Annotated in this window: 18 protein-coding genes; 1 reads left to right on the top strand and 17 read right to left on the bottom strand. The window is 62.9% G+C overall.

Annotated elements, in window-relative coordinates; translation table 11 throughout:
- Positions 1-192: 192 nt before the first annotated feature.
- The 8 genes from rpsO to rimP form a co-directional block, all read right to left on the bottom strand.
- Positions 193-567 (bottom strand): 30S ribosomal protein S15, encoded by a 375-nt coding sequence (gene rpsO / locus ACYHH6_RS08240; protein WP_281401875.1) that lies wholly within the window; start codon positions 565-567, stop codon positions 193-195.
- A gap of 178 nt (positions 568-745) precedes the next feature.
- A complete protein-coding gene (gene corA, locus ACYHH6_RS08235; protein ID WP_352587174.1) occupies positions 746-1,840 on the bottom strand; it encodes a magnesium/cobalt transporter CorA in 1,095 nt (364 codons plus the stop codon).
- Between the two features lie 44 nt (positions 1,841-1,884).
- Entirely contained in the window at positions 1,885-2,850 is a 966-nt protein-coding gene (gene truB, locus ACYHH6_RS08230) for a tRNA pseudouridine(55) synthase TruB (RefSeq protein ID WP_352587171.1), read from the bottom strand.
- Positions 2,850-3,269: a 30S ribosome-binding factor RbfA gene (gene rbfA, locus ACYHH6_RS08225; RefSeq protein WP_352587168.1), complete on the bottom strand. Its 420-nt coding sequence runs from the start codon at positions 3,267-3,269 to the stop codon at positions 2,850-2,852. The genes truB and rbfA overlap by 1 nt, the downstream gene beginning before the upstream one ends.
- A gap of 171 nt (positions 3,270-3,440) precedes the next feature.
- Positions 3,441-6,005, bottom strand: coding sequence for a translation initiation factor IF-2 (gene infB / locus ACYHH6_RS08220; RefSeq protein WP_488500420.1), 2,565 nt, complete (start codon positions 6,003-6,005; stop codon positions 3,441-3,443).
- On the bottom strand, positions 6,002-6,652 hold the full coding sequence (locus tag ACYHH6_RS08215; RefSeq protein WP_352587163.1) for an RNA-binding protein: 651 nt from the start codon (positions 6,650-6,652) through the stop codon (positions 6,002-6,004). Before ACYHH6_RS08215 ends, infB begins: the two co-directional genes overlap by 4 nt.
- 38 nt (positions 6,653-6,690) lie before the next feature.
- On the bottom strand, positions 6,691-8,286 hold the full coding sequence (gene nusA / locus ACYHH6_RS08210) for a transcription termination factor NusA (RefSeq protein WP_142868410.1): 1,596 nt from the start codon (positions 8,284-8,286) through the stop codon (positions 6,691-6,693).
- Positions 8,287-8,337: 51 nt separating this feature from the next.
- Positions 8,338-8,970 (bottom strand): ribosome maturation factor RimP, encoded by a 633-nt coding sequence (gene rimP / locus ACYHH6_RS08205; RefSeq protein WP_352587160.1) that lies wholly within the window; start codon positions 8,968-8,970, stop codon positions 8,338-8,340.
- A gap of 375 nt (positions 8,971-9,345) precedes the next feature.
- On the opposite strand from rimP, the gene ACYHH6_RS08200 reads away from it, so the two are divergent.
- Complete coding sequence (locus tag ACYHH6_RS08200) at positions 9,346-9,510, top strand: hypothetical protein (RefSeq protein WP_352587157.1); 165 nt, start codon at positions 9,346-9,348, stop codon at positions 9,508-9,510.
- 45 nt (positions 9,511-9,555) lie between these two features.
- On the opposite strand, the gene trmB is transcribed toward ACYHH6_RS08200, so the two are convergent.
- From trmB to miaB, 9 genes are all read right to left on the bottom strand, one after another.
- Positions 9,556-10,257 carry a tRNA (guanine(46)-N(7))-methyltransferase TrmB gene (gene trmB / locus ACYHH6_RS08195; RefSeq protein WP_352587154.1) on the bottom strand — a complete coding sequence of 234 codons (702 nt, stop codon included), beginning with the start codon at positions 10,255-10,257 and terminating at the stop codon, positions 9,556-9,558.
- A gap of 20 nt (positions 10,258-10,277) precedes the next feature.
- Entirely contained in the window at positions 10,278-11,543 is a 1,266-nt protein-coding gene (gene metK / locus ACYHH6_RS08190) for a methionine adenosyltransferase (protein WP_112566418.1), read from the bottom strand.
- 205 nt (positions 11,544-11,748) lie between these two features.
- Entirely contained in the window at positions 11,749-12,168 is a 420-nt protein-coding gene (locus ACYHH6_RS08185; RefSeq protein ID WP_112566421.1) for a helix-turn-helix domain-containing protein, read from the bottom strand.
- A 137-nt stretch (positions 12,169-12,305) separates the two neighbouring features.
- Complete coding sequence (gene lnt, locus ACYHH6_RS08180; protein WP_352587151.1) at positions 12,306-13,898, bottom strand: apolipoprotein N-acyltransferase; 1,593 nt, start codon at positions 13,896-13,898, stop codon at positions 12,306-12,308.
- Between the two features lie 87 nt (positions 13,899-13,985).
- The gene (locus tag ACYHH6_RS08175) at positions 13,986-14,456 is read right to left on the bottom strand and encodes a VOC family protein (RefSeq protein ID WP_352587148.1); all 471 of its coding nucleotides are present in this window, start codon (positions 14,454-14,456) and stop codon (positions 13,986-13,988) included.
- A gap of 11 nt (positions 14,457-14,467) precedes the next feature.
- Positions 14,468-15,559, bottom strand: coding sequence for a hemolysin family protein (locus ACYHH6_RS08170; protein ID WP_352587145.1), 1,092 nt, complete (start codon positions 15,557-15,559; stop codon positions 14,468-14,470).
- A gap of 28 nt (positions 15,560-15,587) precedes the next feature.
- Positions 15,588-16,094 carry an rRNA maturation RNase YbeY gene (gene ybeY, locus ACYHH6_RS08165; RefSeq protein WP_352587142.1) on the bottom strand — a complete coding sequence of 169 codons (507 nt, stop codon included), beginning with the start codon at positions 16,092-16,094 and terminating at the stop codon, positions 15,588-15,590.
- A 17-nt stretch (positions 16,095-16,111) separates the two neighbouring features.
- Positions 16,112-17,104 carry a PhoH family protein gene (locus ACYHH6_RS08160; protein ID WP_434221176.1) on the bottom strand — a complete coding sequence of 331 codons (993 nt, stop codon included), beginning with the start codon at positions 17,102-17,104 and terminating at the stop codon, positions 16,112-16,114.
- Between the two features lie 83 nt (positions 17,105-17,187).
- Positions 17,188-18,540: a tRNA (N6-isopentenyl adenosine(37)-C2)-methylthiotransferase MiaB gene (gene miaB, locus ACYHH6_RS08155; protein WP_488500509.1), complete on the bottom strand. Its 1,353-nt coding sequence runs from the start codon at positions 18,538-18,540 to the stop codon at positions 17,188-17,190.
- Positions 18,541-18,646 lie beyond the last annotated feature (106 nt).

The following is an 18,646-nucleotide window of genomic DNA, read 5'->3' as shown; positions in this document are numbered from 1 at the left end:
CAAGACAACGGGAAGCTCGGGTAAATTTCGGCGCTGGATAAGCGCACGAGCGTCCTGCAATCCTGCCCCATGACCGTCCATGGGCGGTTTCGAGTGGCCCTCTGCACGCTCGAAACCGGGTCTGGCCAATCGATGCGACTGGCAGAATGCGCGACCGGCGGGCTCTCCGAAGAAAGCCCGCCGGTCAATTCGTCAACGGCGCAGACCGAGCTTCTCGATCAGCGTCTGATAGCGCGCGTCATCCTTGCGCTTGAGATAATCAAGCAGGCTGCGGCGCTGGGAGACGAGAGCGAGCAGACCACGGCGGGAATGGTTATCCTTCTTGTGGTCCTTGAAGTGGTCGGTCAGGTTCTTGATGCGCTCGGAAAGGATGGCCACCTGGACTTCCGGAGACCCGGTATCGCCCTTGGCGGTTGCGAATTCACCCATCAATTCCTTTTTGCGCTCGGCAGTAATCGACATCGTGTTTTTCCTTATCTGTTTGAGGAAACGGGTCGCCCTCAGCCGGGATGTCGTCCAGCAGGGGCCGGTGCAAGCAACGCGACATGGCGCGATGCTGCGGCGCATATAGGGCAATTCCCCTGAAAACACCAGCCCAATTCATAAAGCCGGCTTGTCGCAGGCTTTCCCCGGGGAATTCAAGATTTCCCTGATGCCGGAGGCCTCAAGCGCGTGGGGTACGCGCTTGAGATCTTTTCTGCATGTCGTTGACCCAGAACCGCTGACACTTCTGGGCGACATGCATTTAGAGCCACTTCTTGCTTTTGAAGAAGACGATCAGGCCGACAGCAACGGCCAGCATGAACAGCAGCGAAGCCGGGTAGCCGTAATAGGCTTTCAGTTCCGGCATATTCCATGGCGAGCTTTCGGGGTCGAAATTCATCCCCCAGATACCAACTAGGAAGGTTAGCGGCATGAAGATCACCGAGACGATGGTCAGATAAGAGATGACATCGTTGGTGCGCGCCTGGCTCAGCGACAGATGCATTTCGATAAGGCCGGTCAGCATGTCGCGCTGGTTCTCGACCAGCTCGATCAGCCGCAGTGCGTGGTCGAGCGTGTCGTTGAAAAAGATCTTCGTCTCGGGCTTCACATAGGGCACGTCGTTGCGGATCAGCGTCGCCAGTGCGTCGCGCATCGGCCACAGCACGCCCTTGAGCACATTGGCGTCGCGCCGCAATTCGTGCAGTTGCCGCATCTGATGCTTGTGCGGGGTGTTGAGCATCTCGTCCTCAATGCCGTCGACCTCCTCACTCGCGGCCTCAATCGGCGGGAAATAGCTGTCGACGATGGAGTCGATGAGCGCATAGGCCAGATAGTCGGCGCCGCGCATCCGCAAGCGGTTGGGCAGCGAGGCGGCAATGCGCTTGCGCACGGGATCGAACGGATCGCCCTCGCGCTCCTGGAAGGTGACGACGAAATTCCTGCCGAAGAACGCCGCGATCTGTTCGTAGCGATGCACCTTGACGTCGTCGATCATGCGCATGACGACGAAGGCGTGATCCTCGAAGAAATCGACCTTCGGCCGCTGGCCGGTGTTGACGACATCTTCCAGAGCCAGCGGATGCAGGTTGAAAATCCGGCCGATCTCCTCGATCAGCTGGATGTTGGCCAGCCCGGTGCAATCCAGCCAGACGACCGGCCAGTTGTCGCAATGGGTGTTGAGATCATCAATGCTGGCCTTGTCGATGGTCTTGAATTTTTCCGGTGAGATCAGCGTCAGCCGGAGCTCGGAGCGGCGCGCCGCCGGATCGGCGATCAGCGTGCCCGGCGAGGCGCCGACCGGCGGTCGCCGCGTTTTCACCGGCGCCCGCTTCTTCACAGCCTCAGCCTTTGCCATCTGCCCCTCGGATGTAACCTCGAAGTGAAACTAGACGAGAGTGGTCAGCCGGCAAAGACCCGCTTCGGCTTGAACATGCCTTGCTCGATGGCGCCTATGGCGACAAGCTTGCCGCGCGCGGTGGCGCAGGCTTCCTCGGCTTCCACGGGCGCGTCGCGACCGCGGATGATGACGGGATTGCCAAGACGAATCTTGGTCGCCGCTTCGTCGCTGATGGCGATCTGCGGCAGGCAGTCGAGCGCGGCCGCCGTATCGACAAGCAGCGCATCGATGGCGCCGAAGTCGATCGGCGCATCGACAACATCGGCGTCGCCGTCAGCTTCGCGCTGTTCGCCGAAACGGGCGGCCTCCAACTCAGCGACGGTGACGAAATCTTCCTGGGTGAACGGCTCTACCTCAACCCGGCGTAGTTCGGCGATATGACCGAAGCAGCCAAGGTCGCGGCCCATGTCGCGGGCCAGCGAGCGCACATAGGTGCCCTTGCCACATTCGACCTCGAACAGGGTGCGGTCGGCAGCGTGCTCCACAATATCGAGGCGGCCGATTTCGATCTCCCGCGCGGGTATGTCGACCGTCTCGCCCTCGCGGGCGAGATCGTAGGCGCGTTCGCCCGCTATCTTGATGGCCGAGAATTGCGGCGGCGTCTGCATGATGACGCCGGTGTATTTCGGCAGCAGCGCCCTGACGTCGACCTCGGCCGGACGCCGGTCGGAGTTTTGCGTTACCGGACCCTCGAGGTCGTCAGTCGAGCGCTCCTCGCCCCAGGCGACGGTGAACCGATAGATCTTGGCGCCGTCCTGGACGTAAGGCACGGTCTTGGTGGCCTCGCCGAGCGCGATCGGCAGCATGCCGGAGGCCAGCGGATCGAGCGTGCCGGCATGGCCGGCCTTTTCGGCCTGGAACAGCCATTTGATCTTGGAGACGGCTTCGGTCGAGCCCATGCCGACCGGCTTGTCCAGCACCACCCAGCCGGAGATCGGCCGGCCCTTCTTCTTGCCGCGGCGCCCCACTATTTCTCGTCCTTGTTCTTGTCTTCGCCATCGGCACCCAAGTCTCGCGCGACTTCGGGCGACTTCAAGAGATCGTTGATCCTGGCGAAATTGTCGAACGACGTGTCGAGCTTGAAGCGGAACTCAGGCATGAATTTCATTTGCCTGAGCGCGCTGGAGACGCGGCCACGGACGAATTTCGCGTGCTTGTTGAGCGCGTCGATCACGGCACCGGTATCCTTGGCGCCGAGCGGCGAGACAAAAGCAGTGGCAACCCTCAAGTCGGGCGACATGCGCACTTCCGAGACCGACACCACGGTATTCTCGATCAGCGGATCGATGATCTCGCCGCGCTGCAAGGTTTCGGAGAGTGCATGGCGCACCTGTTCGGCGACGCGCAACATGCGCTGGGATGGGCTGGAGACGGTTGGACGGGGCATTTTTCTCAATCCTGAAAGCGTGAGGCGCGGGATAGGACCGTGCCGCACGTCTCATACTTGTTCTATGCATGTCGTTTATCCCAAAACCGCTACGCACTTTTGGGCGACAGGCATTAAAGTTAGGGCGGCGGTCTTTCGACCACCGCCCGGTCGTATCGACAGTATACGAACTCAGAGCGTCCGGGTCACCATCTCGACGCGGAAGCACTCGATGATGTCGCCGACGCGCATGTCCTCGTAGTTCTGGAAGGCCATGCCGCACTCCTGACCGCCCGGGACTTCCGCAACTTCGTCCTTGAAGCGCTTGAGCGTCTTCAGCGTGCCTTCGTGGATGACGACGTTGTCGCGGATCAGGCGTACGCCCGCACCGCGCTCGACCTTGCCTTCGGTGACACGGCAGCCGGCAATCTTGCCGACCTTGGTGATGTCGAAGATCTCGAGGATCTCGGCATTGCCGATGAAGGTCTCGCGACGTTCCGGCGACAGCAGACCGGAAAGCGCCGCCTTCACGTCATCGACGAGGTTGTAGATGATTGAGTAGTAGCGGATCTCGATACCGGCAGCGACAGCGGCAGCACGTGCCTGCGCATTGGCGCGGACATTGAAGCCGATGATGGCGGCGCCCGAGGTCTCCGCCAGCGACACGTCGCTTTCGGTGATGGCGCCGGCGCCGGCATGAACGATGCGCGCACGCACCTCGTCGGTGCCGAGCTTGTCCAGAGCAGCGCTGATCGCCTCGATCGAACCCTGGACGTCGCCCTTGATGACCAGCGGGAATTCCTTCAGCCCGCTCGTCTGCAACTGCGACATCATCTGTTCGAGCGAGCCGCGCTGGCCGGCATGCTTGGCCACCGCCTTCTCACGGGCCAGACGCTGACGATACTCGGTGATCTCGCGGGCGCGGGCCTCGTTGTTGACGACGGCGAAGCGGTCGCCGGCCTGCGGCGTGCCTTGCAGGCCAAGCACCTCGACCGGCATAGCCGGCGGGGCTTCCTTGACCTGTTCGCCACGGTCGTTGACCAGCGCGCGCACCCGGCCCCATTCGTTGCCGGCGACGAGAATGTCGCCCGGCATCAAGGTGCCGGTCTGCACCAGCACGGTGGCGACGGGGCCGCGGCCCTTGTCGAGCTGGGCTTCGATGACGACGCCCTCGGCGGTGCGGTCCGGATTGGCCTTGAGATCGAGAATTTCGGCCTGCAGCAGGATCGCCTCGAGCAGCTTGTCGAGATTGGTGCCCTTGATCGCCGAGACCTCGACGTCCAGCACTTCACCGCCCATCAATTCGACGAACACCTCATGGCGCAGCAGTTCCGAACGTACCTTCTGCGGATCGGCGCCGTGCTTGTCGATCTTGTTGATCGCCACGATGATCGGAACGCCTGCCGCCTTGGCATGGCTGATCGATTCGATCGTCTGCGGCATGACGCTGTCGTCGGCCGCCACCACCAGGATGGCGATGTCCGTGGCCTGGGCGCCGCGGGCGCGCATCGCCGTGAAGGCGGCGTGGCCGGGCGTGTCGATGAAGGTGATCTTCTGACCGTTCTTCTCGACCTGGTAGGCGCCGATATGCTGGGTGATGCCGCCGGCTTCGCCGGAGACGACATTGGCATTGCGGATGGCGTCGAGCAGCGAGGTCTTGCCGTGGTCGACGTGACCCATGATGGTCACGACCGGCGGCCGCGACACCAGGTCTTCGGCATTGTCGGCGATGTTGAACAGGCCTTCCTCGATGTCGGACTCAGCGACGCGGCGGACCGTGTGGCCGAATTCGGTGGCGACCAGTTCAGCCGTGTCGGCGTCGATAATGTCGCCCGGCTTCAGGATCTGGCCCTGCTTCATGAAGTACTTGACCACATCGACGGCGCGCTCGGACATGCGCTGCGCCAGTTCCTGGATGGTGATGGTTTCGGGCAGGATCACTTCGCGCATAACCTTCTCGCGCGGCTCATTGTGCATCGCGCGCTTGAATTTTTCCTGGCGGCGACGCATCGACGACAGCGAGCGGGCGCGCGCATCCTCGTCGGAAAGCGCCGTGTTGAGGGTCAGCTTGCCGCGACGACGGTCTTCCTCAGCCTTGGTCGGCTTGGCCGGACGCGCCACTTCGGGCGTGACCGGACGGCGAACCGGTGCCCCGACGCCGGTGCGTTTCGGCTTGACCTCTTCCTCGTCATCGACCGTCGCCAGTTCGGCGGCCAGCGGCGCGCGACGGCGCGCCTCTTCCTCGGCACGGCGGCGGGACTCGGCCTCAGTCTGCAGACGAGCTTCTTCCTCGGCCTGACGGCGCGCGGATTCCTCGCGCTCGCGCTTTCGGCGTTCCTCGTCCTCAGCACGGCGCTTGGCGTCTTCGGCGGCGCGCTGGCGATCCTCGACTTCGCGAACCTTCGAACCTTCGAGCGCCCTGCGCCGGGCTTCCATTTCGCCACGCGACAATTCGTTCAGCACCATGCCGCTGCGTTCGACCGGCGGCGGCGGGGGCGGTGCCTTGGGCGCTTCCTGCACCACGGGGGCTGCCACAACCGCGGGCTTGGGCGTCAAAACGGGTGCAGCCACCGGCTCCGGCTTGTCGCCGGGCATGGAGAATTTGCGCTTCTTGATCTCGACCTGGACCTGCTTGGTGCGGCCATGCGAGAAATTCTGGCGCACGACGCTCTGCTCGGTACCGGGGCGCTTCAGCGTCAAGGTCTTCTTCGGTGTAACACTCAACGTCTTGTCGTCGCCCGATTTCGTATCGTTCATTCCATATCCTCTGCAGCATCATCTTCGTCAGCAACGGCCGCAAGCATTGCCAGATCGTCGGGGGTTCCGCCCCGATATCGGTCGAGCGCAACCATGCGCTTCTCAACCGCCTTGCCCGCGTCTCCCGCGAGAACGGCAGCATGTATCACATTTGTGCCCCCCAATGCCAAGCTCAACTCGGCCTCGGAGAAAAGTTTGTAGGCAAGGACTGCAGGGCCGCCGAGGTGGACAGTTGCCCGCCGCGCCTGGCTGATCTTGCGCACGCCGTCGTCGGATGCTTCGGTCGCGTGGAGCACGAAAAGCGCCAGTCCACTGCGCACCGCGCTCTCGACCTTGGTGGCGCCTAGAGCGATCGCGCCGGCCTTGCGAGCAAGGCCGAGCATGCCCAGAGCGGATCGTGCAAGCAGTCCGTCGACCATGCCACCGAGATCTGGCGGCACGGCCACTTGCGCCTTGAAGGCGCGAGCAAACAGGTTCTTCGCCGCCGCCTTGTCGATATGTAGGCGGTCGGCGCTCACCCAACAACCACGGCCGGGCAGGTTTCTCTTGATGTCCGGAACGACGGCCGAATCCGGGCCGACGACGAAACGGATCAGCTCATCCGGCTCGGCTTGCCTGCGGGTAACGATGCAGGTGCGATCGTTCATCTCGTCCTGGGGCGGGTTGTGTGCGATGCGGTTTCACCTCACGCACCAACAGCTTCGTCAGCCGGGACCTGTTCGGCTGCAAGCTCGTCTTCGGTGATCCAGCCGGCCTTGAGGCGGGCTGCCAGAACCATCTGCTCGGCGTCAGTGCGCGACACGCCGTGATTGGCGAGAACGCCCGGATAGACCTTGGTCTCGCCGTCCTTGCGTTCCTTCCAGCCGGTGAGGTCGTCGGCGGCATAGCCGGCGAAATCCTCGATCGTCTTCACGCCATCCTCGCCGAGCGTCACCATCATGGCGGTGGTGACGCCGGGGATTTCGCGCAGCTCGTCGGTGACGCCCAGCGCCTTGCGCTTCTCGTCATGCTCGGCTTCGATTTTCTCCAGATATTCGCGGGCGCGGGTCTGGATCTCCGAAGCGGTGTCTTCGTCGAAGCCGTCGATCGAGGCGATCTCGCCCGAATCGACATAGGCAACTTCCTCGACGCTGGTGAAGCCTTCGGAGGCCAGCACCTGGCCGACCATCTCGTCGACATCGAGCGCTTCCATGAACAGCGACGAACGTTCGACGAATTCCTTCTGGCGGCGCTCGGATTCCTCGGCCTCGGTCAGGATGTCGATATCCCAGCCGGTGAGCTGGGAAGCAAGACGCACGTTCTGGCCGCGGCGGCCAATGGCCAGCGACAGCTGGTCGTCCGGCACCACCACCTCGATGCGCTCGGCATCTTCGTCGAGCACGACCTTGGCGACTTCCGCCGGCTGCAGCGCGTTGACGATGAAGGACGCGGCCGAAGGCGACCACGGAATGATGTCGATCTTCTCGCCCTGCAATTCGCCGACGACGGCCTGAACGCGGCTGCCGCGCATACCGACGCAGGCGCCGACCGGATCGATCGAGCTATCGCGCGAAATGACGGCGATCTTGGCGCGTGAGCCCGGATCGCGGGCAACCGACTTGATCTCGATGATGCCGTCGTAGATTTCCGGCACTTCCATGGTGAAGAGCTTGGCCATGAACTGCGGATGGGTACGCGACAGGAAGATCTGCGGGCCGCGCTGTTCGCGGCGCACGTCGTAGACATAGGCGCGGACGCGGTCGCCATACTTGTAGTTTTCGCGCGGGATCAGCTCGTCGCGGCGGATAATCGCCTCGCCACGGCCGAGATCGACGATGACGTTGCCATATTCGACGCGTTTGACGGTGCCGTTGACGATCTCGCCGATGCGGTCCTTGTATTCGTCATACTGGCGGTCACGTTCGGCCTCGCGCACCTTCTGCACGATGACCTGCTTGGCCGACTGGGCGGCGATGCGGCCGAAATCCATCGGCGGCAGCTGTTCGGCGATGAAATCGCCGAGCTGGGCGTCGGGATTGCGCTCGCGCGCCGAGGAGATGGCGATCTGGGTGGCGTAGTCGTCGACCTTCTCGACCACTTCCATCAGCCGCTGCAGCTTCATCTCGCCGGTGGTGGCGTTGATGTCGGCGCGGATGTTGGTTTCCTGGCCGTAGCGCGAGCGCGCAGCCTTCTGGATCGCATCGGCCATTGCGGCGATGACGATCGACTTGTCGATCGACTTTTCACGCGCGACCGCATCGGCGATCTGCAGCAGTTCAAGTCTGTTGGCGCTTACAACCATGTCTTTATCTCCCGAACTGGGTGCCGGAGCTTTGGCCCGGCAGCTCAATCGTTATTCCTGTTCGTGTTCTTCCGTGGCGTCTTCGGAAACATCGCCTTCCGGCTCGCCGCGGCGTTTCTTGGCTTCCTTGCGTTCCCGATTGTCCTTCGACAGTGCGTCGCGGATGAGGTCGTCGGTGAGGATCAGCCGCACATCGGTGATCGCGTCATAGGGCACGCGCACCGTCGGCTCTTCGCCATAAGCGGCCTTGTCGCGCTCGATCAGCACATCGTCTTCAGCGGCTTCGGCGATCTTGCCTTTGAAACGCTTGCGGTCGGCGACCAGCACCGAGGTTTCCATCTTCACCAGATGGCCGGTCCAGGTGACGAAATCCGACTTGCGCACCAGCGGCCGGTCGATGCCGGGCGACGACACTTCGAGATGATAGGCCTTCTCGATCGGATCGTCGACGTCGAGGGCCGGCGACACCGCGCGGCTGACCTCTTCGCAATCTTCGACGGTCATGGTGCCGTCCTCGCGCTCGGCCATGATCTGCAGCGTCAGCCCGTTCTGGCCCGACAGATGCACCCGCACGAGGCGGAAACCGATGCCGCGCAACACCGGCTGAACGATCAGCGCGATGCGCGCATCGATGCCGCTTTCGCGGATGATGCGGTCGTCGGCTTCGCTTGCCGTTGCAGTCATGCGGTTCCTAATCCAACTCTTAGTTGGAGCATGGTCCCCGGACAAAACGGTTCCCGTTTGTCCGAGAAAACCGGGTCCCACTTTTCGGGATCATGCTCTGATACTGACCGGCAGGTAATAAAAAAGAGCGGGACCGGGTGGACCCACTCTTCGTCATACCGACCAAGAATTTGAGGCTGATATAAACGATCCCGGCCGGTGTTTCAAGTCTGTTGACGGGCCGGGCAAAGTGCAGCTGGCGACGGCTGGCCAGGATTGCGCGGGGCGCATGCCGCCTATGCGGTAACGGCCCTGTGATTTCAGACGTCGCATCCCTATCTCTGTTGCATTGCACAAACCGAGATGGCGCGCGGTGGCGCGCGAAAGGTCAAGACAATGAACAAGCGTACTGTGTTTTCCACCATAGGCGACGCCTTCGCCCTGTTCGGCAGCGCCGTTGCTGCCTCGCGGGCCGTCGAAGCCGGCCGCAAGCCGCGCGCGAACGATTTGCGCCGGCTCGGCATGGACCCGACCGCTTTCGACAAGATCGGCCGTTTCTAAATCTGAAGCGGACCACGATGCCGGGACCGTTGGTCCCGCATCGGACTATTTCCTGACGAAGGTGAGATAGGCCGGCCGCCGGCCCTCGCGAATGGCTTTTGCCTCGTAGCGTGTGCCGGGCCAGCCTTCATAGGGCCGATGCCAGTCGGCCGCGTCCTCAGCTTGCCACAGGAGCGCGCCATGCGCCCGGCAGTGCAACAAGGTCCAATTAACATAGGTGTCGATGTCGGACGCGAAGCGGAATTTTCCGCCCGGCCTCAGAACACGCGCGAACCGATCGAGATTGAGCGGGCTGACAAAGCGCCGCTTCCAGTGCTTTTTCTTCGGCCAGGGATCGGGGTAGAGCAGGTCGATGCCGTCGAGCGAAGCCTGAGGCAACCAATCGAGCAGCCGCGTGGCGTCGTCATTGTGAACGCGAAGATTGGCGAGCGGCTTTTCCCGCACCGCCATCATCAGCTTGGCCATGCCGTTGACGAACGGCTCGACACCGATGAAGCCGGCCGCCGGGGCCTCCGTGGCCCGATGCAGCAGATGCTCGCCGCCGCCGAAGCCGATTTCCAGCCAAACCGTTGAAACATCCGCGGCAAACAGCGTGCGCAAGTCTGCCGGTGCATGGGCCGAGAGGTCGAGGCCATAGGCGCCAAGACCGCTTTCCAGCGCGGCCGCCTGCTGCGGGCGAATGGTCTTGCCATGCCGGCGGCCGAAGAACCCTTCGGTCGCCCGGCTCCGCCTTTCCTTTGGATCCATGGCTGGCTCGCGCGCCGCCCTCAGGCGGCGACCGCGTCCTTGAGCGCCTTGGCCAGATCGGTCTTCTCCCAGGAGAAGGACCCGTCGCGGCCGGCCTTGCGGCCGAAATGGCCGTAGGACGACGTCTTGGCGTAAATCGGCTTGTTGAGGTCGAGATGCCTGCGGATGCCGGACGGCGACAGATCCATCACGGTGCGCAGCGCCTCCTCGAGCTTAGCCTCGTCGACCTTGCCGGTGCCGTGCAGGTCGACATAGACCGACAGCGGCTGGGCAACGCCGATGGCGTAGGAAAGCTGGATGGTGCAGCGATCGGCGAGCTTGGCTGCCACGACATTCTTGGCGAGGTAACGCGCCGCATAGGCAGCGGAACGGTCGACCTTGGTGGTGTCCTTGCCGGAGAAAGCGCCGCCGCCATGCGGGGCCGCGCCGCCATAAGTGTCGACGATGATCTTGCGGCCGGTCAGGCCGGCGTCGCCGTCCGGGCCGCCGATGACGAACTTGCCGGTCGGGTTGATGTACCACATGCAATCGTCGGCGATCTTGAGATCGCCGAGCGCCTCGCGGATATAAGGTTCGACGACCTTGCGGACCTTCTTGGAATCCCAGCTCGCATCGAGATGCTGGGTCGACAGCACGATCTGCGTCGCTTCCGCCGCCTTGCCGTCGATGTAGCGGACGGTAACCTGGCTCTTGGCGTCGGGACCGAGCTTGCCGGCCTCGCCGTTGTTTTCGTGACGGGCGGCTGCGAGCAATTCGAGGATCTTGTGGCTGTAATAGATCGGCGCCGGCATCAGGTCCGGCGTTTCGCGGCAGGCATAGCCGAACATGATGCCCTGGTCGCCGGCACCTTCCTCGCCCTGGCGGTCGGCGGCGTTGTCGACGCCCTGGCCGATGTCAGGCGACTGGCCGTGCAGCAGAACCTCGATCTTTGCCGTTTTCCAGTGGAAGCCGGCCTGCTCGTAGCCGATTTCGCGGATCGCCTTGCGGGCGACCGACTTGAACTTGGCCGGATTGACGACCGGGTGGCCGGCGGAATCCATCAGGATGTTGCCTTGCTTGTCCTTCTTCAGCAGCGTCTCGGGAACCCGGACCTCGCCGGCGATGACAACACGGTTGGTGGTGGCCAGAGTCTCGCAGGCGACGCGGACTTTCCACGGGTCCATGCCGGTCTTCTTGGCCTCGCGATAGACCAGATCGACGATCTCGTCGGAGATGCGGTCGCAAACCTTGTCGGGATGACCCTCGGCAACGGATTCCGAGGTGAAGAAGTAGTTCTGCCGCGTCACGGGTGTCCCCTCTTGAAAAAACGATCGGCAGGGCTGCCGATTTTGGCGCGCCACGTGTTAACGGTGCCGGGCGCCGCTCGTCAAGCGGTGCCGCGGTTCTGGCATGAATGTCGCAGCAATATATCTTGTACCACCGGCGGCTTGGCGCCGCCGGCAGTCGAGCCCCTTGGGCTACTCCGGCCAATGGGTCAATCGACGCACCGGATCACTCGGCATCTTCGGCAGAAAGGGATTTCACCAGATCGATGATCCGGCGGCGCACTTTCACATCCGCTATTTTGACGAAGGCGCGGTTGAGCTGAAGTCCTTCCGGACTGCCGCAGAATTCGACGGCGAAAGCCATCGAAGCGTCCTCGGCAAATCCTCTGTTACCCACCGGCTCCTGCCCTGGCGCATCCTCGAAAAAGAAGGCGACAGGCACGCTGAGTATCGAGGCTATTGCCTGCAGGCGGCTGGCGCCGACGCGGTTCGTCCCCTTTTCATATTTTTGGATCTGCTGAAACGTAATACCGAGATTTTCACCCAGCTTTTCCTGGCTCATTCCAAGCATATTGCGCCGAAGCCGGACGCGACTTCCGACATGGATGTCGATCGGATTCGGTTTCTTCTTGTTTTCTTCTGTCATTTTTTCCTCGCCGAATTTTTCCGGCCTTTTCTATTTTTCTTGCCCAAACGAAGCCGGAGCCACCTGCCCCAACAGAAACACCAACCGACTTCGAGAAAATTAGGCGATAACAGTATGAGTTTCTAATGTGTCGACTGTCAATTCACCCGTAGCCGTTGCCTTACGTTCAAGCTGAGGGCGATAGCGGCAAACAGGAACATGATCAGCATTCCGTTAATGCGCCGTTGGGCGGCGGAGATGAAGGTCTGGCCGGAGATGGGCACCCGCACGTCGATGGCACCGCGCGCATCGACCGCCAGCGCGTCGACGACGCGCCCGCGCGTATCGACAACGGCCGAAATGCCGTTGTTGGCTGCGCGCAACAGGGGCAATCCATTTTCCACCGCGCGAATCTGTGCCTGCCTGAAATGCTGGTACGGCCCGGGCGTGTCGCCGAACCAGGCGTCGTTGGTGACATTCACAATAAGCTGGGATGACGTAGCGTCAACTGAAACCAGATCGGGAAAGATCACCTCGTAGCAAATAAACGGCAAGGCGCTTATGCCGCCGGGCAAGACGATCGGGTGGCGCTCATTGCCGGCGGCGAAGTTCATCGGCCCGGCGACCAATTGTTCGATGCCGAAGCGGCTGAGCAGACCGGAAAACGGCAGATACTCGCCGAAGGGCACCAGATGGACCTTGTCGACGGCGTCGGCAATCTCGCCCTTGTCGTCGATCGCCACCACGGAATTGTAATAGCGGCTGCCGGTCTCGGCCTCCGATCCGCCCTCCTCGCGCACAACGCCGGCAATCAGCATCTGCCCCGGCTGCAGCATGTCGCCGAGCGCGGTCAGCGCATCAGGGCGCTCGGTGAGCAGAAACGGCACCGAGGTCTCCGGCCACAGGATCAGCTGCGGCTTGTTGTGACCGGGATCCGGCGCTGCGGCCGACAGGCCCATCATGGTGGCGAAGATGCGGTCGCGCACCGAAGCGTCCCACTTCTCGCTGAGATCTACATCCGGCTGCACGATGCGGACATCGAGATTGTGCGTTGCCGGCTTGTCGGGGGTCGCCAGCCTGAAATAGCCGAAGCCGACATGGGCGGCGACGAGAACGGCAAGCAATACCAGTCCGAGGCGCAGATGCCGGCGCGCGGCGAGCAGAGCCGGCATGGCAAAGACAAAGACCGCCAGCGCGTTCATGCCGATCATGCCGGTCACCGACACGCTCTGCATCAACAGCGGCACGGGCATCGCCGCATAGCCGACGGCATTCCAGGGAAAGCCGGTGAACAGGAAGCCTCGCAGCCATTCGGTCAGGCCAAAAGCAAAGGCAAGAGCGGCGATGCGGCCGATGTCGTTGGTCCATAACAGCCGGGCGACGACCGCGGCGAATCCGTAGAAAAACGCCAGCGCCAAAGGAATGCCGACGACCGCGAAGGGCAAGGCCCAGGCGAAACTGTCGGCTTCGACCAGAAGCGCCTCGCCGATCCACCACAGGCCGGCGAGGAAATAGCCGAAGCCGAACCACCAGCCGATGGCAAAAGCCGGCCGCAGCCGCCTGAGCCAACTGTCGGAAGCCTCGCCGGTGGCGCCGTCGAGCAGCCAGACCAGCAGCGGAAACGAGACGAAACAGACGGCGAAGAAATCGTAAGGCGCCTGGGCGAGCACCGCCAGTGCGCCGGCAAGAAACGCCAGCAGCGCACGCCGCCAGCCCCAAAGCAGAATTATCCGGCCGGCCAGGCGCTCCATGCAGACTTCCCAAGTCGTGCGAATCAGAAGCCAAGATTTATCAGATTTATTGAAATGCGACTCGCTTCGAACCGGCCAATCCCTGCGTTACCGGTGCCAGCCGTCGATGCTGAAGCTGCTCAGCTGCTCGGCCTCCTCGCGCGAAACGGCGCGCAAGGTCTGGGTGAAGGTCCAGACATGGCCTTCTGGATCACGGGCGCGGTATTGGCGCTCGCCGTAGAACTGATCGGCGGGCGCCTCGACGATCTCGGCTCCGGTTGCTCTCGCCTGTTCGCAATGCGCGTCCAGGCCGTCTTTCAGCCGCACACAGACCGACTGGGTGTTCTTGCCGCCGACAGTTGCCGGGCTGGCAATATGATCGGCCCATTCGGAATCGACGATGATGTAGCCGTCGCCAAAACGCATCTCGGCATGGACCAGCCGTCCGTCGGCGTCGCTGACCACCATGCTCGGTTCGAAACCGAAGGCCGCCTCAAGCCAGATCAACGCCGCCCTTGGATCCCGATAGAAAACCCCGGAACCGAACGTGGCGTGTTTGAACGGGTCGTCGACCGTCATGCAGCGCGAAATCAGGCCTGCTCGGTGCGAGCGGTTGCGCGGCGGCGGCGCTCGCCCTTCTGGTTCTGGACGATGCGCACCCGCTTGACGCGGCGCGGATCGGCGTCGAGCACGTGGAATTCGAAGCCGGGTATCGCTTGCACGACTTCGCCGCGCGCGGGCACGCGGCCAAGCGTGTTGAAGATCATGCCGCCGATGGTGTCGACATATTCGCCATGCTCGCCGGCGGTAAAATCCTCGCCGATCATCTTGGCGACCTCGTCGATCTCGGCCTTGCCGTCGACGACGAAGACGCCCTCGCCGGTCTGGGTGATCAGCGGCTCATCTTCGTCATGCTCGTCCTCGATGTCGCCGACGACCATTTCGACGATGTCTTCCAGCGAGGCCAGGCCATCCGTGCCGCCATATTCGTCGATGACCAGCGCCATCTGGGTGCGCGTTGTCTGCATGCGACCCATCAAGTCGGAGGCAAGCATGGAGGGCGGCACGAACAGTACCGGGCGAATCAGATTGAGGTCGCCGATGGTGCGTCGGAGATCGACCTGGGCGAGGTCGAGAAGCGTCGTTGCCGGCGTCTTCCTCGATGTCCTGCCCTTCTTGACTCGGGCGACCTTGGTGATGTGCGCCAGCACGTCACGGATGTGAACCATGCCGCGCGGGTCGTCGAGCGTCTCGGAATAGACCGGCATGCGCGAATGGCCGGATTGCTCGAACAGGCCGAGCAGATCGCCCAAAGTCGTGGTGATCTCGACCGCCTCGATGTCGGCGCGCGGCACCATGACGTCCTCGACGCGCACTTCGCGCAGGCGCAGTATGTTGTTGAGCATGGCGCGTTCGCCGGGCGAAAAAGACTCGGCATCGCTTGTCGTTTCGGCAAGCGCGCCGGCGATTTCCTCGCGCAGGCTGGTGCCGTTGCGCTGCCGGAACAGGCCCAAAACGCGGTCGAACAGGGAGGGACCGGCAGGCGATGGCTCGCTGGCAATGCTACCAGAAGCGGGGCTGCCGGTGATGGTACTCGGACTCGATCCCTCTTCCGTCGTATCGGAAGGCTTGGTCGCACTGCCAGCCTCGGGGCGGGCGGCAGTTTCTGGTTTGTCGTTCATCGTCGTCCGGTCAATTGGTCCTTTGTCATTACGTGTAGGGATCGGGAATGGCAAGCCTTGCAAGCGCCGCGCGCTCGATGGCTTCCATCTCCTCGGCCTCTGCATCGGTCTCGTGATCGTAGCCCAGCAAATGCAGCAGGCCGTGGATGACGAGATGGGTGATATGGTTCTCGAAGGGCTTCTCTTCCAGGGCCGCTTCGCGCGCGACCGTCTCGGCAGCGAGCACGATATCGCCCAGCATTGGCGGCAACTTGCCGCCTTTGGGGAACGGAAAAGCCGGGAAAGACAAGACGTTGGTGGCTTTGTCCTTGCCGCGCCAGCCGGCATTGAGGGTGCGGATATGGGCATCGTCGGAAAAGACGATGCTGAGTTCGGAGTGGCCGGCAGCGGCGGTTTCGGTAAAGGCAGCCGACACGGCGCGGTCGACCAGAAGCGTCAGCGCCGCTTCGCCGGGCCAATCGCCAGCCTCGACCGACAGATCGATCTCGACGGGGACCGAACTGTCCCCGCCGCCAGTCTTTATGTCTTCAGGCATGGGCCCGCATGGTCACATCAGTTCTCGGCGCCGAGGCCGCGCGACAGCTTGGCGTCGCGGTCATAGGCCCTGACGATTTCCGCCACCAACGGATGGCGCACGACGTCGACATCGTTGAAGCGCACGGTTACCGCGCCGGCCACACCGTCAAGGACACGCAGGGCTTCGACCAGGCCAGATTTGGTGCTTGGGGGCAAGTCGATCTGCGTCGGATCGCCGGTGACGATCATGCGCGAATTCTCGCCGAGGCGGGTCAGAAACATCTTCATCTGCATCGGCGTGGTGTTCTGCGCCTCGTCGAGGATGACGGCGGCGTGTGCCAGTGTTCGTCCGCGCATGAAGGCCAGCGGCGCGATTTCGATGACTTCGGCGGCAATAGCACGCTCAACCTTGTCGGCCGGCATCATGTCGTACAGCGCATCATAAAGCGGCCGCAGATATGGATCGACCTTTTCCTTCATGTCGCCGGGCAGGAAGCCCAGCCGCTCGCCGGCCTCGACCGCCGGTCGCGACAGGATGATGCGCTCGACCATGCCGCGTTCGAGCAGCATCGCCGCATGCGCCACCGCCAGATAGGTCTTGCCGGTGCCGGCGGGACCGATGCCGAACACCAGTTCCGAGCGCTCCAGCGCCCGCATATAGGCGTCCTGGTTGAGCGAACGGGCATAGATGGTCTTCTTGCGGGTGGATATCTGGGCGGCCGAGACCTTGCCTTTGCGCTCCAGCGTTGGCAGCGTCAGCTGGTCGTCGGCGGCAACCGCCATGCGCACGGCGCCGTCCACGTCGGACTGGCCGATATCGGTGCCTTTCTGGAGAATGCCATAGAGATTGTCGAGCGCGCGGCGCGCCTGCTCGGCCGCCGAGGCCGAACCCTTGATGGTCAACTGGTTGCCACGCGAGCGGATGTCGACGCCGAGCTTCTGCTCGAGCCGGGCCAGGTTCTCGTCAAACTGGCCGTACAGGGCGCTGGCAAGCTTGTTGTTGTCGAAAGTAAGAACGATGTGCGCCATGTCAGAGGCCCCGGATGTCTGGTTCTGGGGCAGAGTCTTCACTTCAGCAGCGCTCAACCGTCTCTCCTCATCTGCCGAGGCCATCAGGCCAATTCGGCGAACAGGCTATTGTAGCCCGTCTTCGTGATTCGCACCCGGATAATGTCACCGATTTCGCCGGCCTTTTCATCAACAATAACCGGCTGCAGCCAAGGCGAACGTCCGACCTTCTGGCCAGCCTGACGGCCGGGCTTCTCGATCAGCGTATCGATGGTGCTGCCGACCAGGCTCAGGCCGAAATCCTGCTGCTGTTTGAGCAGCAGCGCCTGCAGTCGCTGCAAGCGCTCGTCTTTGACCGCTTCGGGCACGTGATCGTGCATATCGGCGCCCGGCGTGCCGGGGCGCGGCGAATATTTGAACGAAAAGGCCGAGGCGTAGTTGACCTGGCGCACCAGTTCCATTGTCGCCTCGAAATCGGCGTCGGTCTCGCCGGGGAAGCCGACGATGAAGTCACCGGACAGCGCGATGTCGCCGCGGGCGGCGCGGATGCGCTCGAGTAGCGCCAGGTAATCCTTGGCCGTATGCCTGCGGTTCATCGCCTTGAGGATGCGGTCGGACCCCGACTGCACCGGCAGATGCAGATAGGGCATCAGCGCCGGCAGGTCGCGATGGGCGGCCATCAGTTCGTCGTCCATGTCGCGCGGATGGCTGGTGGTGTAGCGCAGCCGCGCCAGGCCGGGAATCTCAGCCAACCGGAACAGCAGGCGGCCAAGGCCCCATTCCGCACCATCTTCGCCCTTGCCGTGCCAGGCGTTGACGTTCTGGCCAAGCAGCGTCACCTCGCGCACGCCGGCTTCGGCCAGCCGCTCGGCTTCGGCGACGATCTGCGCCACCGGCCGCGACACTTCCGAGCCCCTGGTGTAGGGCACGACGCAGAAGGTGCAGAATTTGTCGCAGCCTTCCTGAACGGTGAGGAAGGCGGTGACGCCGCGCTTGATGACTTCGGCGCGCTTTGGCTGCGGCAGGTGCTCGAACTTGTCCTCGATGGCGTATTCGGTCTCGACAATCTTCTCGCCACCGCGCACCCGCGCCAGCACGTCGGGCAACCGGTGATAGGTCTGCGGACCGATGACAAGGTCGACGGCGGGCGAACGGCGGATGATTTCCGCGCCCTCGGCCTGCGCGACGCAGCCGGCGACGCCGATCAGCATTTCGCGCCCTGCTGCCGCGCGTTCGGCCTTCATGTCGCGAATGCGGCCGAGTTCGGAATAGACCTTTTCCGCCGCCTTTTCCCTGATGTGACAGGTGTTGAGCAGCACCAGATCCGCCTCGGCGATGGCGTCGGTCGCGGTATAGCCGTCGGCGGCCAGCGCATCGGTCATGCGCTGTAAATCATAGACATTCATCTGGCAGCCATAGGTCTTGACGAAGACCTTTTTGGCCGGGGCGGACGCCATGACCTTGCTTTCGGCGGCAATGTCGGCGTCGTTCCGCTCTATCGTGTTCAAATCCATCCGGCGGCTTCTAACGCCTTTCCGTGACAAAAAACAGACGATTCTCGAG

The organism is Mesorhizobium sp. P171375 (assembly GCF_057786075.1).
This window is presented reverse-complemented; position numbering and strand designations above follow the sequence as displayed.